We start from the raw sequence: 13,923 nt of genomic DNA on the forward strand, positions 1-13,923 counted from the left end.
GTGTCAACACCCCAACCATTAAGCTGGCGGCCATGGCTGAGTCCACCGGCGCCGAGACGGCTGACATGTATCCCTCGAGTATTTATGTCGCGTCACCGGAAGGCGACTCCGGCAAGTCCACGATTGCGTTGGGTGTGCTGCAGATGCTCGCCGCGACGACGGCCCGGGTCGGTGTGTTTCGGCCTATCGCTCGCTCGACGGAGGAGCCGGATTACATTCTCGAATTGCTCGTCGAGCACACGACCGCCGATCTGAGTTACGAGCAGTCTCTGGGGGTCACTTACGAGCAGGTGCATTCCGATCAGGATGCGGCGCTGAGCGAGATCGTCAGTCGGTATCACGAGGTGGCTGCGCAGTGCGACGCCGTGGTGATCGTGGGTAGCGATTACACCGACGTCGGCAGCCCGAGTGAACTCGGCTTCAATGCGCGCATCGCGGTCAATCTCGGTGCCCCCGTGCTCCTCGCGCTGCGTGGCTCCGATCGAACCCCCGACGAGATTGCTCAGTTGGCGGCGCTGTGCCAGGCCGAACTGCGGCAGCACCACGCCCATCTCGCCGCGATCGTGGCGAACCGGTGCGATCCGGATCAGTTGGACGCCGTCACCGACGCATTGGCGTCGGTCGACGTTCCTGCGTGGAGCCTTCCCGAGATCCCGTTGCTCGTCGCGCCGACCATGGCGGAGTTGCTCGACGCGGTGGACGGAACGCTCTACAGCGGCGACTCGTCGTTGCTGCAGCGAGAAGCGATGCGGGTGATGGTCGGCGGTATGACGGCCGAGCACATTCTGGAGCGGCTCACCGAAGGTGTCGTCGTCATCGCGCCGGCAGACCGGTCCGACGTACTTCTCGCACTCGTCAATGCTCATGAGGCGGAGGGTTTTCCGTCCCTCGCCGGCATCATCATGAACGGCGGCATCGAACCGCACCCGGCAATCGCACGACTGGTCGCCGGTCTCGGTCCGAGACTGCCGATTCTGACCACCGAGCTCGGAACCTTCGACACCGCATCGGCTGCGGCGCAGACCCGTGGCCGTGTTGCCGTCGGTTCTCAGCGCAAGGTCGACACCGCGCTGGGCCTGATGGAGCAGCGGGTGGACGCCAAAACCCTTCTGGGACGGCTCGATATCGCCATCCCGACCATCACGACGCCGCAGATGTTCGAATACCAGCTGATCCATCGAGCGCGTGCCGATCGCAAGCACATCGTGCTCCCCGAGGGCGGCGACGACCGGATTCTGCGGGCCGCCGGAAGGCTGTTGCAACGCCAGGTCGCGGACCTCACGATCCTCGGCGAAGAAGGCCCGATTCGACGTCGTGCATCGGAACTGGGAGTGGATCTGGATTCGGCGACCATCCTCGACCCCAAGAACTGTGACTACGCCGAGGAATTCGCGCAGGAGTACACGGAACTGCGCAAGCACAAGGGGATGACGATCGAGCGTGCCCGCGAGATCATGGCCGACATCTCCTACTTCGGAACCATGATGGTGCACAAGGGCATTGCCGATGGCATGGTGTCGGGAGCGGCGCACACGACCGCGCACACCATCAAGCCGTCGTTCGAGATCATCAAGACCACCGAGGGCGTGTCGACGGTCTCGTCGATCTTCCTGATGTGCCTGTCCGATCGCGTACTGGCCTACGGCGACTGCGCCGTCGTGCCGGACCCGACGGCCGAGCAATTGGCCGACATCGCCATCTCCTCGGCGCAGACCTCGGCCCAGTTCGGTATCGAACCGCGAGTGGCGATGTTGTCGTACTCCACCGGCGAATCCGGCTCGGGAGCCGACGTCGACAAGGTGCGGCAAGCGACGGCCATCGTGCGCGAACGTAACCCGGAACTGTTGGTGGAGGGCCCCATTCAATACGACGCGGCCATCGAGCCGTCGGTCGCGAAATCGAAGCTGCCGGATTCCGACGTGGCAGGCCGCGCGACGGTGTTCATCTTCCCCGACCTCAACACCGGCAACAACACCTACAAGGCCGTTCAGCGCAGCGCCGGTGCCGTCGCTGTCGGGCCGGTACTGCAGGGCCTGCGCAAGCCCGTGAACGACCTCTCGCGTGGGGCACTGGTCGAGGACATCGTCAACACCGTCGCCATCACCGCCATTCAGGCGCAGGGTATCTCCCAGCAGGAGGCACAGGCGTGAGCATCCTCGTCGTCAACTCGGGTTCCTCCTCGGTCAAATTTCAACTGGTCGATCCCGATTCGGGCGAATCGCTGGCCAGTGGGCTCGTCGAGCGCATCGGTGAATCCGACGGCCGCGTCGAACTCGACCATCGCGGCGAGAGCGTCGAGCGTACCCAGCACATCGAGGATCACGGTGCCGGTCTGGCGCTGGCGTTCGAGATGCTCGCGGACGCGGGAATCGAACTGGGCTCAGACGTCACCGCCGTCGGGCACCGAGTCGTCCACGGAGGAACGGTGTTCTACCGTCCGACGATCATCGACGACGCCGTTGTGCAGCAGATCTCGGACCTGAGCAGTCTTGCACCGCTTCATAATCCGCCGAACGTACTCGGCATCGAGGTTGCCAGGAAGCAGCTGCCGGACGTCCCGCACGTGGCGGTGTTCGACACGGCCTTCTTCCACTCGCTGCCCGACGCAGCCGCGACCTATGCCATCGACGCGACCGTCGCCGCCGAGCACGACATCAGGCGCTACGGCTTTCACGGCACCTCGCACCACTACGTCTCGGACCAGGTGTCGCAGTTCTTGGGACGCGATCTCGCAGACCTGAACCAGATCGTCCTGCACCTGGGCAACGGAGCCTCGGCATCGGCGGTCTCCGGGGGCAAGGCAGTCGACACCTCGATGGGCCTGACCCCGCTCGAAGGACTCGTCATGGGTACTCGCAGCGGCGACATCGACCCCGGCGTCATCATGCATCTGCGCCGCAGCGCAGGTATGAGCGTCGACGACATCGATGCCTTGCTGAACCGGCGGTCCGGACTGATCGGACTGTCCGGGGTCAACGACTTCCGGCAACTACAACAACGGATCGACGACGACGACGCCTCCGCGCGGCTGGCGTACGACGTCTACATTCACCGACTGCGCAAGTACATCGGCGCGTACATGCTCGGACTCGGCCGGCTCGACGTCATCACGTTCACCGCGGGTGTCGGCGAGAACGCGTCCGCCGTGCGTGCCGACGCCCTGGCGAACCTCGAGGGATTCGGCATCGAGATCGACCCGGAGCGTAATGCAGTGCGCAGCAAGCAGGCTCGGGTCATCTCGACCGACTCGTCGACCGTGACCGTGTTGGTGGTGCCGACCAACGAGGAGCTGGCGATCGCTCGGGCGACGGACGATCTGGTTCGTGACGGCGACTAGAACAGTGAACGGGGCCGGATAGCGTTCGCCAGGTCCACCAGTGAGAAGCGATGCGCGCGATCGGTGGCGTTGCGGGCCAACGCCCGCAGCCCCTTCTCGGTGCCACGCCGCAATCCGTCCTCGGTGAACGGGACGCTGAGAATCGGCTCCCGTTCGGCCGTGGCGGCGTGGCCGGAGACGATCCAGTCCAAGGCCATCGCGAGCACCAGCGTCCGCATCTGCAGTGCTCGGCTCTCCGCCTTGGGGAGCAGCGCCACTCGCCGTGCGGCAGAGCGGAAATCGGCCTCGGACAGCTCGGCGCGCGAGCGATCCATCAGCAAGGTCAGCACACTGGTCATCCGTGCCATCGAGTAGTGCCGCGAGCTGATCGGCACCTGGTCCAGTGCCGCGATGGCACCGGTCTGATCACCGCGGCGCTGCAGCTGCCGGGCCAGACCGAACGCCGAGCTGACGATGCCCCTGTTGGTGCGCCACACAGCGCGGTACAGGCCCTCGGCTCTGGCCCGCCATTTCTCGGCGTCCTCGTCGTTGCCGAGCGCGACATGCCCCAACAATTCCGACGTGGCACCGAGCGCGAGTTTGGGCGCGAGCTCGCCGGGCATCGCTCCGAGCACGTTGTCGAAACTCGTGAACGCAGAATCGTATTCGTGGTGCAGCAAGGCGATCAATCCGGCGTACCACTGCACCCGCCACGGATCGGCGGCATGATCCTCGGATTGCACCTTCGACAGGATGTCGGTGGCCTCCACGACGTGCCCCAGATCGAGGTGCGCCTTGACCTCGGCGAGGGTGATCTCCAGGCTCGCTCCCGCGGGCGCGGAACCGGTGGCACCTGACGTACCGGCCGACACCCGCTCGATGCCGTTCCGCTTGGCATGCTGGAGCGAGTCCAGAGTCTGCTGAGCTTCGACGTGCACGGCGGCAGCCAGCAGGGGAGCGCTCGGATCGTTGGGATCTACCAGGGGAACCGGCAGTGCGGCAACCACTTCGGCTGCCGTCATGCGCTCGTGGCGTACTTTGCCGTCGACGTAGGTATCGGTACGACCCACCGACTGCTCCGTACCGAACGTCGTACGCGGCGGGCTGAACACCGCGGACAGGCCGGGCCGCTCGACGCCCGTCCGGATCGCCAGGATCTCGCGCAGTACGCCGGTCGCCTGCCCCGCGAACTCGTCCGCGGACCGGAACCGCCGCGTCGGGTCTGCGTTGGTGGCTCGAAGCAGCAGGCGATGCAGCGACGGGAACTGCTGCAGCACTTCCGATTCTGCGACGGAGGGCAGGCCGTCGAGGTACTTGCCGTTCTTCGACGGCATGTCCAGCGTCAGCACCGCGAGGGTGCGGCCGACGGTGTAGATGTCCGACGCCACCGTCGGCCCGGTCTTCACGATCTCCGGTGCCTGGTACCCCACCGTGCCGTACAGGTAGCCGTAATCCTCGATGCCCGCGACCGCGCCGAGGTCGATCAACTTGATCTGGTCCTCGGAGACCATGATGTTCTCGGGCTTGAGATCGTTGTAGACGAGCCCGATCGAATGTAGATAACCCAGTGCCGGAAGCACTTCGAGAACATAGGCGAGCGCCTGCTCGACCGGCATGCGGGCGTCGTCACCGCATGCGGTCAGGATGTCGCGCAGCGAACGACCACCCACGTACTCCATGACGATGAAGCCGACGGAAGTGCCGTCGCCGCGGGGTTGTTCGACGAAGTTGTAGATCTTGACGACGCCGGGATGCGCTACCTCGGCCAGGAATTGACGCTCCGCGACCGCGACCGCATGGGCTTCCTCGTCGCCGAAATGCAGTAGGCCTTTGAGCACCACCCAGCGGTCGCTGACGTTACGGTCGATGGCCAGGTAGATCCACCCCAGACCGCCGTGCGCGATGCAGCCCTGAACGTCGTACTGGCCCACCACCCGATCACCCGGCTCGAGCAGCGGCGTGAAATCGAAGGTGGTGCCGCAGTGCGGGCACACGCCCACCGAGATGTCGGGCTCGCCCGGTTCGCTGCGCCCGACCTTGGCGTTGCACTTCCAGCAGAACCGTTTGTGCTGCGGCACCGTAGGGTCCGACATCACCGCGGTCGCCGGATCGATCGGCTCCACCCGCGGAACCTCCACCAGGCCGCCGCCCAGACGACGCCGAATACCGGTGCTGCGGGAACGACCGGACCGAGATCGACCGGTTCTGGCCCGAGTGGACGCGCTCTGCGACATGCCGGATTTGGCGGCTGTGGATTTGGCAACCGCGGATTTCGAGTTGTCCTCACCTACCGGCGAATTCGGCCCCGGAGTCGGTGCGGTCCGGTCGTCGATCGGCGACCGGGACACCGCCTGCGTGCGTTCGACGCCGTCGGTCGACGTCGCTTCCGGTCGCGCTACCGCCTGTGTGCGTTCGACGCCGTCCGTCGATGTGAGCTGATCCCGTGACACCGCCTGCGTGCGTTGCGCGGGAGCGGTGGGTTGCTGTTCGTCCTCGTCCATGACGTGCGCCTCTAATCGCTGTACGACGCGGTGGGTGGACCGGGGGAGGGGCCGAGGACCGTCAGCCACTTGTTGTAGATGCGGTTCCAGGTGCCGTCGGACCTGATGCGTGCCAACGTTCCGTTGACGAATCGTACGAGATCCTCGTTCTTCTTGTTGATGCCCACGCCGTACGGTTCCGGGCTCAGACTGTCGCCGACGATCTCGAGGTACGGGTCCTGTGCGGCAAGCCCGGCCAGGATGGCGTCGTCGGTGCTGATGGCGTCGACCTGTCGTTGTTGCAGTACCACCAGGCAATCCGACCACATCGGCACCGTCACCACGGTCGCGGCCGGCTGCACCCGCTGCAGGCGACGCAGCGACGTGGTGCCCTCCACCGCACACACCCGCTTGCCCGCCAGATCCCCGACCCCACGGATACCCGAGCCCTGCACCACCAGAACTCGGTGCTGCGCTTGGAAGTACACGGTGGAGAACTGGACGTCCTTACGCCGGGCGCACGTGATCGTCATGGTTTTCACCACGATGTCCACCGTCGAGTCCTGCAAAGCTTCGAGGCGCTGTGCGGACGTCAGAATTCGGAAGTCCAACCGGTTCGGGTCTCCGAACAGGTCGCGTGAGATCTCCCGAGCGATGTCGACGTCGAACCCGACCAGCTGCCCGGTCATGGGGTCGCGAAAGCTGAAAAGGTTACTGCCCGTGTCGAGGCCGACGACGAGGCGACCCTTGGCTCGGAGTGCATCGATGGTCGGCTGCGGAGGCAGTGGCGCGTCGGTGCCGGTCGGTAGCGGCCGCAGACTGGCCGTGGGGCGGGCGCACTCGTCGTCCGCCGGTGTTTCGGTGGGCCGAGCCGCGACGGTTGCTCCGTCGGGCAGAGGCGGTTCGGTGAACATCGTATCGCTCTGTGCCGCAATTCTTTCCGGCGGCGAGCATCCGACGAGCAGGGCGGTCGCGACGAGGCCGGCGGCGAGTAGGCGTCTCACAGGTATTCACGCAGCCTCGGGAACAGGCCGACTCCGAACGCCACCGAGGCCACCACCGTGAGCACGTACGCGCCGTTGGACAAGCCCGACAGGACCCAGACCGATCGATCGATATTGGAGCGTAGTTCGCTTCGGGCACTGTCGATCCCGTCGACCAGCACACTGTCGAGAGCGTTGAACGCAGCCGCCGAATCCGAATCACCCGATCCGGTCGCTATCGACACCGCACCGTTGAAGTCGCCCACCTCGAGCGCCGAATCGATGCGCGCATGCGAGGCCGACCAGTTGTTCAGGGCCTCGGTCACCTCGGGGTCGCCCTCGAACATGTCCGCGAGCCGAGAGACGTTGCCGGCGAACGACTGTCCGTAATCCTGACTGCCACCGCGGCGGGCCAGGTCGAGTGTCTCGTCCGCCCTGGCCTGCTGGGCCAGAATGAACCCCGTCGTGTAGGACTTCAGCGGCGCCACCCCGCGGTCGATAGCGCGGTCGGTGGCGATCGACGAGATCAACCCCACCACCAACATCCACCCGAGCAAGCCGGCCAGCGCGGCCGTGGCACCGAGAAAACCGACATTCAGTGTGCGACGCGTCGTCCGGGACAGATACCACTGGGCGAGACCGGTCATCAGCAACAGGAACACCACCGACCCGATCGCGAAGTACGGGGGACTGGTGAACCTCTCCTGATCGGCCGAGACGCGGGAGGCCTGCTCGGTGTACAACTTCTCGGCCAGCGGCAACAGGCTGGACTGCATCATCGTCGACGCCTCGCCGAGATATGCCGCACCCACCGGGTTCCCGCTGCGATTGTTCGCTCGCGCCGTCTCGACCAGCCCGCTGTACACCGGCAACCCGGTAGCGATCTGCGTCAGCACCGCGCTGGTGGCCTCGTCCTTGTCGGTGACCCCGGCGGACGCGGCGATCAATTCCGACGACGCCTCACCCAACGCCTGCGAGTACCGGTCACGTACTTCGGGTTGCTCGAGCCCACCGGCGATGAAGGCCGACGCGGCCGCCGCGTCGGCCACCGATAGGGCACCGTAGAGATTCTGAGCCGAGTTGGCGAACGGCTCGGTGCGCACCAGCAGTGTCCCGAGAGTGTCGACTCGATCGGTCACCGCCGTGGACGCGAGATTTCCGACCGTCAGCGCCAGGACGACCAGCGCGGTACCCATCGCGACCAACCGCGCAGGCGTCGAACGCATCGTGTATCGAACCGGTGGCTTGCCTGCAGCGGCACCGACGTGGGGTGCCGTTGTCGGGGGGACGGCAGCAGAGGGAGTAATGCCGGCCGCGATCACGCATCGAGCATATAAGCAGGCGGACCGCACTGCAGCCACTACAGCACAGACACTGCGGCGAGGCGGTTCACCTAGGGTGGGGAGCATGCGCGGTGACGGGGACGGTTGGGTGATCGGTGAGAACGGTTCTCGGCACTGGGGCAAGCACGGTGCCGCCGGTCTGCTGCTCCGTGCGCCTTCCGATGCGGGCGAACCGATGGTGTTGCTGCAGCACCGCGCCTTGTGGAGTCATCAGGGCGGAACGTGGGCCCTGCCGGGCGGGGCTCGCGATTCGCACGAGAGCACCGAGCACGCCGCGGTCCGCGAGGCGCACGAGGAAGCCGGTATCTCGGCCGAGCAGTTGAGCGTGCGCAGCGAGCGTGTCACCGCCGCAGTCCCGAGCGGTTGGTCGTACACCACGGTCATCGCCGACACCGATCACCCGCTGGCCACCGTCCCGAACGGCGAGAGCACGGAACTGCGGTGGGTGCCGGAGTCCATCGTCGGCGAGCTGCCACTGCATCCGGGTTTCGCGTCGAGCTGGCCGTCGTTGCGTACCGAGCCGCTGCGCGTGCTGCTCGACACCGCCAACGTCCTCGGCTCCCGGCCCGACGGCTGGTGGAAGGACCGCGCCGGCTCGACCGGCGCACTGTTGACGTCGCTGGCCGCGACACTGCCGCGCACGGTGGAACTACCCAGCGGCCAGTACGGCTGGCTCACCCGCATCGAGGCCGTGCTCGAGGGGCAAGCGCGCGACGCCGTTGTCGACGATCCGCGCATCCCGGTAATCCTCGCGGACGGCAGCGGCGATGACACCCTCACCGATCAGGCCCACCGATCGACAGACCTGACCGCGTTGGTCACCGCCGACCGCGGACTCCAGAATCGACTGCCCGGCGCGGTGCACGTGCTCTCGCCGTCCGCCGTGCTCGCCTGGCTGTGACGTCAGTTCTGTAGAGCTTGTACCAGCGCGCGCGCAGCAGCCTGCGGATCACGTGCTTCGGTGATCGCCCGAACGACCACGATGCGCTCGGCTCCCGCCGCTCGAACCTGATCCACATTGGTCGCGTCGACGCCGCCGATGGCGAACCACGGGCGCTCCGGCAACGCATCTGCGGTGGCCCGCAGAGTTTCCAGCCCGGCGGCCGAGCGGTTGGGCTTGGTGGGCGTCGGCCACACCGGACCGACGGCGAAGTAGTCGACGCCGTCCTCGATCGCGGCGAGCGAGGACTGCGCGCGGTTCTGCGTCGAGCGTCCGATCACCACATCCGGGCCGAGGATCTGGCGCGCATAGTGCACCGGCAGGTCGCCCTGGCCCAGATGCAGGACGTCCGCACCGGACGCCAGCGCCAGATCCGCGCGGTCGTTTACGGCCAGCAAGGCGCCGTGGCGTTTGGTGGCAGCGAGCAGAATCGCCAGCGCAGCGAGCTCGTCCTTGGCCTCGAGCGGGCCGAACTGGCGCTCACCGGCGGAGTTCTTGTCGCGCAGCTGGATGATGTCGACGCCACCGGACAACGCGGCCTCGGCGAACTGCGCGAGATCGCCCTTGTCGCGTCTGGCATCGGTACACAGGTAGAGGCGAGCGGACGCAAGACGCTCGCGAGGAGTCTGGTTGCGGACGGTCTGAGTTGGGTGCACGAAACGAACTGTATTCTCATGGCAGCCGCGACCGACGACGGAGTGGCCGACATATCGCGGGAGTCCCGAGGATCGTGGGGCTGAGAGTGGGTTCGCCGCCCTTACCGTCAATACCTGAACCCGATCATGCGGGCGCAGGGAGTGAGGACGTGAATCGCGTGCATATCGTCGTTATCGGCGGAGGCGTCATCGGGCTGTCGACGGCGCTACGACTGGCGGAGGACGGCCACCGGGTGGTGGTGCACGATCCTGCGCTGGGTCGAGGCGCGTCGTGGGTCGCCGGCGGCATGCTGGCCCCGCTGTCCGAGGGGTGGCCCGGTGAACACGAACTTCTACGGCTCGGTGCCGCGTCGCTCGCACGGTGGCCGGACTTCGCCGGACGCCTTCCCGGCCCGTCGGTGTTCTCGGCCACCGGATCGATGACGGTTGCCCTCGACTCCGCCGACGCCACCGACCTGCGCACGATCGCCGAATGGGTGGGCGAGCAGGGACACGAGCTCGAGATTCTCGGCCGCGCGCAGGTGCGTGAACTCGAACCTGCATTGGCGCAGAACATTCGGCTCGCGTTGTTGGCACCGACCGAGCTGTCCGTCGACAATCGGGCCCTGGTTGCCGCGCTCGAGCAGGGATGTCTCGACGCCGGAGTGGAGTTCGTGGCAACCTCGGTCGACGCAATTCCCGACGCCGATCAGGTGGTCCTGGCCGCCGGTTCTCGCTGCGCCGCACTGTGGCCGACACTGCCCGTCCGGCCGGTGAAAGGCGAGATCCTGCGGCTGCGTCGCCGACCCAGCGCCGCACCGCCACCGCACCGCACCATCCGCGGAACCGTGCACGGCCGACCCGTGTACCTGGTGCCACGCGGTGACGGATTGGTCGTCGGCGCAACACAATACGAATCCGGTGAGGACACCCAGGTCACCGTGGCGGGGGTACGAGACCTGATCGCCGACGCCGAACGGCTCATGCCGAGCATCGGCGAGTACGAACTGTACGAAACCGCTGCAGGATTACGGCCGATGAGCCCCGACGGACTGCCGTTGATCGGCAGACTCGCCGACGACGTGATCGTCGCTACCGGGCACGGCCGCAACGGCATTCTGCTCGCGCCGATCACCGCCGACGCCGTCGCCGCTCTGGTATCGGGCGAGACGCTGCCCGAGGCCAAAGCCGCCACACCCGAACGCTTTTCACAGATCGAAAGGACACCATGACCCAGGTTGCCATCGGGATCACCGTCAACGGCGAGGATCACCTGCTCACCGAGGACATGACCATGCGTCGGTTGCTCGAATTCCTGGGCCTGCCCGAGAAAGGTATAGCCGTCGCCGTCGACGGAACCGTGATGCCCAAGAGCCGATGGGACACCACCGACGTCCAAAAGGGTTGGACCATCGACGTTCTCACGGCGGTTCAGGGTGGCTAGCGCACTCACCATCGCCGATCGCACCTTCACCTCGCGGCTCATCACCGGCACCGGGGGAGCGGCCAACCTCGCCGTCCTCGAGGAAGCCCTCGTCGCGTCGGGCACCGAACTGACCACCGTCGCGATGCGCCGCGTCGACGCCGCGGGTGGAACGGGAGTGCTCGATCTGCTGCGGCGGTTGAACATCGCCCCGCTGCCGAACACCGCGGGGTGTCGAGGATCGGCCGAGGCCGTGCTCACCGCGCAGCTCGGCCGCGAGGCGCTCGAGACCGACTGGGTGAAACTCGAAGTGATCGCCGACGAGCGAACCCTGCTGCCCGACGCCATCGAATTGGTCAAGGCCGCAGAGCAACTCGTCGACGACGGCTTCCAGGTGCTGCCGTACACCACCGACGACCCGGTACTGGCCAAGCGGCTCGAAGACATCGGCTGCGTTGCCGTCATGCCGCTCGGCTCACCCATCGGCACCGGCCTCGGCATCGCCAACCCACACAACATCGAGATGATCGTCGAGGCCGCAGGGGTGCCCGTGATCCTCGACGCGGGCATCGGCACCGCCAGCGACGCAACCCTCGCGATGGAACTCGGCTGCGACGCAGTGCTGCTCGCCACCGCGGTGACCCGCGCGAAGGACCCGGCGCTGATGGCGTCGGCGATGAGACATGCGGTGGCGGCGGGTTACCAGGCCCGACATGCAGGCCGCATCCCGAAACGATTCTGGGCGCAGGCAAGCTCACCGATGTAGCGGCTGCATTCACATGAGCGGCTGCGTCGGCGGCGCAGCCCTTTGTGTGGTGCTGCGTATTTCGCAAACGCGAGCGCGTTTGCGAAACGCGCGCAGAATAGTGGCGAAAATGAGGGCGAATCCCCGCGCATCTGGCAGACGCGCGCGCATTTGCGGCCGCGCTCAGGCGACCGCGTGCCCCAGCCAGGCCTCGGCTGTCTCAGGGTCTGTGTCATCCAAAAGGATGATGCAAGTCGCGACTGTGGGGCGATGTGGACACGCCGTCGATCGGGGACAGTTGTCCCATGATCGAAGTGACAGGACTGACCAAGCAGTACGGAGCGGTGACGGCGGTCGACAACCTCACCTTCACCATCAAACCCGGCATCGTGACCGGCTTTCTCGGACCGAACGGTGCGGGTAAGTCCACCACGATGCGAATGATTCTCGGGCTCGACCGCCCCACCTCGGGGACGGCGACCATCGAGGGCAAGAGCTACAGCCACCTGAAGCAGCCACTGCGTACCGTCGGCGCTCTGCTCGACGCCAAGTGGGTGCACCCCAACCGATCTGCGCGTGCGCACCTGGAATGGATGGCCGCGTCCAACGGCATCCCCAAGTCCCGCGTCGACGAGGTGCTGCGGCTGGTGGGCCTGTCCGAGGTAGCGAAGAAGAATGCGGGCGGATTCTCGCTCGGCATGTCGCAGCGGCTCGGTCTCGCCGGCGCTCTTCTCGGTGACCCCAAGGTGTTGTTGTTCGACGAGCCGGTCAACGGACTCGATCCCGAGGGCATCGTCTGGATCCGAAAGTTCATGCAGCGCTTGGCAGCCGAGGGCCGCACGGTCCTGGTGTCGAGCCACCTGCTCTCGGAGATGGCGCAGACGGCCGAACACCTCATCGTCATCGGACGCGGCAAGCTGATCTCGGATTCCTCGGTGCAGGAATTCATCGACCATGCCTCCGAGGCCTCGGTACGCGTGCGCAGCCCACAACTCGACGGCCTACGTCAGGTGCTGACCACCGCCGGCCTCACGGTGCGTGAGCCGGACAAGTCCGACGAACTGCAGCCCTCGCTCGTCGTGCTGAACTCCACCACCGACGCGATCGGCGACCTCGCCGGCCGGGCCGGAATCACATTGCACGAGTTGGCCTCTCAGCGCGGCTCGCTCGAGGAAGCATTCATGAAACTCACCGGAGACACAGTGCAATATCACGGCTCGGGAGCCGAAGACCAGAACACTCAGCAAGCAATGGGCGGTGCACTCTGATGGGCGTCTTGGCAGCAGAAAGAATCAAGTTCACCTCGACCAAGTCGCCGTGGTGGTGCAGCGCGATCGTGGTGGTCTTCGGCCTCGGGTTCGGAGCCATCCTGGGTTGGGCCGCAAAGACCGCCGTCGGCCCGGATGCGCCGGAAGGTCTGCCACCGACCACCGCATACGACGTCGTCGGCAGCGGCGTCGGCGGACTCGGCATCATGGTGCTGATGATCCTCGGTGCACTCACCGTCACCAGCGAATACCGCTTCGGCCTGATCCGAACCACGTTCCAGGCGATCACCAACCGGGCCTCGGTGCTCGGTGCGAAGGCACTGATCGTCGGCGTGTACGGGGCAGTGCTGTCGTTGGTTCTCGCCTTCGGCGCGTTGTTCCTGGCCAAATCCATCGCCGGTGAGGAAGCCGGCGCATTGCTGAGCTTCGACGTCGACGGCACCTGGCGCGTCGTCTACGGCACCGCAATTCTGGCGTTCGTGCAGATCGTTCTGGCCGTTGCCGTGGGTGCGCTGATTCGCCAGTCCGCCGGTGCCATCGCCGTGTTGTTGTTGTGGCCGTTGCTCATCGAGAACCTCGTCGGGATCATCCCGAAGGTCGGCGAGAAGATTCAGCCGTTCCTGCCGTTCAAGAACGCCGACCATTTCCTCGGCGGATCCGCGGGAACGGACTTCCACTGGGGACCCGTCGGCAGCCTGATCTACTTCGTCGTCTTCACCGCGGTGATCTTCGGAGTGGCAGTGTTCGTCGTCAATCGCCGGGACGCCTGACACCTGCCTGGGTAGGGTGT

The 13,923-nt window shown here is 66.2% G+C and carries 12 protein-coding genes and 1 riboswitch; of the genes, 8 read left to right on the forward strand and 4 right to left on the reverse strand.

The window, feature by feature from the left end:
- The first annotated feature begins 32 nt into the window (after positions 1–32).
- Both pta and AB0O58_RS20585 read left to right on the forward strand, forming a co-directional pair.
- Positions 33–2,150 (forward strand): phosphate acetyltransferase, encoded by a 2,118-nt coding sequence (gene pta, locus AB0O58_RS20580; protein WP_179274113.1) that lies wholly within the window; start codon positions 33–35, stop codon positions 2,148–2,150.
- On the forward strand, positions 2,147–3,337 hold the full coding sequence (locus AB0O58_RS20585; protein WP_032374721.1) for an acetate kinase: 1,191 nt from the start codon (positions 2,147–2,149) through the stop codon (positions 3,335–3,337). Before pta ends, AB0O58_RS20585 begins: the two co-directional genes overlap by 4 nt.
- Here the strand turns inward: AB0O58_RS20585 and AB0O58_RS20590 are convergent.
- The 3 genes from AB0O58_RS20590 to AB0O58_RS20600 are packed head-to-tail and all read right to left on the reverse strand — an operon-like array spanning position 3,334 to position 8,101.
- The gene (locus tag AB0O58_RS20590) at positions 3,334–5,817 is read right to left on the reverse strand and encodes a tetratricopeptide repeat protein (protein WP_366238710.1); all 2,484 of its coding nucleotides are present in this window, start codon (positions 5,815–5,817) and stop codon (positions 3,334–3,336) included. The genes AB0O58_RS20585 and AB0O58_RS20590 overlap by 4 nt on opposite strands.
- Before the next feature lie 11 nt (positions 5,818–5,828).
- The gene (locus AB0O58_RS20595; RefSeq protein ID WP_032365120.1) at positions 5,829–6,800 is read right to left on the reverse strand and encodes a glutamate ABC transporter substrate-binding protein; all 972 of its coding nucleotides are present in this window, start codon (positions 6,798–6,800) and stop codon (positions 5,829–5,831) included.
- Positions 6,797–8,101 (reverse strand): hypothetical protein, encoded by a 1,305-nt coding sequence (locus AB0O58_RS20600; RefSeq protein ID WP_032365121.1) that lies wholly within the window; start codon positions 8,099–8,101, stop codon positions 6,797–6,799. Before AB0O58_RS20600 ends, AB0O58_RS20595 begins: the two co-directional genes overlap by 4 nt.
- 85 nt (positions 8,102–8,186) lie before the next feature.
- On the opposite strand from AB0O58_RS20600, the gene AB0O58_RS20605 reads away from it, so the two are divergent.
- The gene (locus AB0O58_RS20605) at positions 8,187–9,023 is read left to right on the forward strand and encodes an NUDIX hydrolase (protein WP_032365122.1); all 837 of its coding nucleotides are present in this window, start codon (positions 8,187–8,189) and stop codon (positions 9,021–9,023) included.
- A gap of 2 nt (positions 9,024–9,025) precedes the next feature.
- Here AB0O58_RS20605 and thiE read toward each other — a convergent pair whose 3' ends face one another.
- Positions 9,026–9,718: a thiamine phosphate synthase gene (thiE, locus tag AB0O58_RS20610; protein WP_027498488.1), complete on the reverse strand. Its 693-nt coding sequence runs from the start codon at positions 9,716–9,718 to the stop codon at positions 9,026–9,028.
- Between the two features lie 46 nt (positions 9,719–9,764).
- Positions 9,765–9,876, forward strand: a riboswitch (TPP riboswitch).
- Here thiE and thiO point away from each other — a divergent pair.
- From thiO to AB0O58_RS20635, 5 genes are all read left to right on the forward strand, one after another.
- Entirely contained in the window at positions 9,877–10,929 is a 1,053-nt protein-coding gene (gene thiO, locus AB0O58_RS20615; protein WP_366238715.1) for a glycine oxidase ThiO, read from the forward strand.
- Positions 10,926–11,141, forward strand: coding sequence for a sulfur carrier protein ThiS (thiS, locus tag AB0O58_RS20620; RefSeq protein ID WP_366238711.1), 216 nt, complete (start codon positions 10,926–10,928; stop codon positions 11,139–11,141). Before thiO ends, thiS begins: the two co-directional genes overlap by 4 nt.
- A complete protein-coding gene (locus AB0O58_RS20625; RefSeq protein WP_032374723.1) occupies positions 11,134–11,886 on the forward strand; it encodes a thiazole synthase in 753 nt (250 codons plus the stop codon). The genes thiS and AB0O58_RS20625 overlap by 8 nt, the downstream gene beginning before the upstream one ends.
- 284 nt (positions 11,887–12,170) lie before the next feature.
- The gene (locus AB0O58_RS20630) at positions 12,171–13,133 is read left to right on the forward strand and encodes an ABC transporter ATP-binding protein (RefSeq protein ID WP_027498484.1); all 963 of its coding nucleotides are present in this window, start codon (positions 12,171–12,173) and stop codon (positions 13,131–13,133) included.
- Positions 13,133–13,903: an ABC transporter permease gene (locus AB0O58_RS20635; RefSeq protein WP_027498483.1), complete on the forward strand. Its 771-nt coding sequence runs from the start codon at positions 13,133–13,135 to the stop codon at positions 13,901–13,903. The genes AB0O58_RS20630 and AB0O58_RS20635 overlap by 1 nt, the downstream gene beginning before the upstream one ends.
- The last annotated feature ends 20 nt before the right edge of the window (positions 13,904–13,923 follow it).

The sequence above is a fragment of the Rhodococcus sp. NPDC080181 genome (assembly GCF_040702225.1).
GTDB classification, from domain to species: domain Bacteria; phylum Actinomycetota; class Actinomycetes; order Mycobacteriales; family Mycobacteriaceae; genus Rhodococcoides; species Rhodococcoides fascians.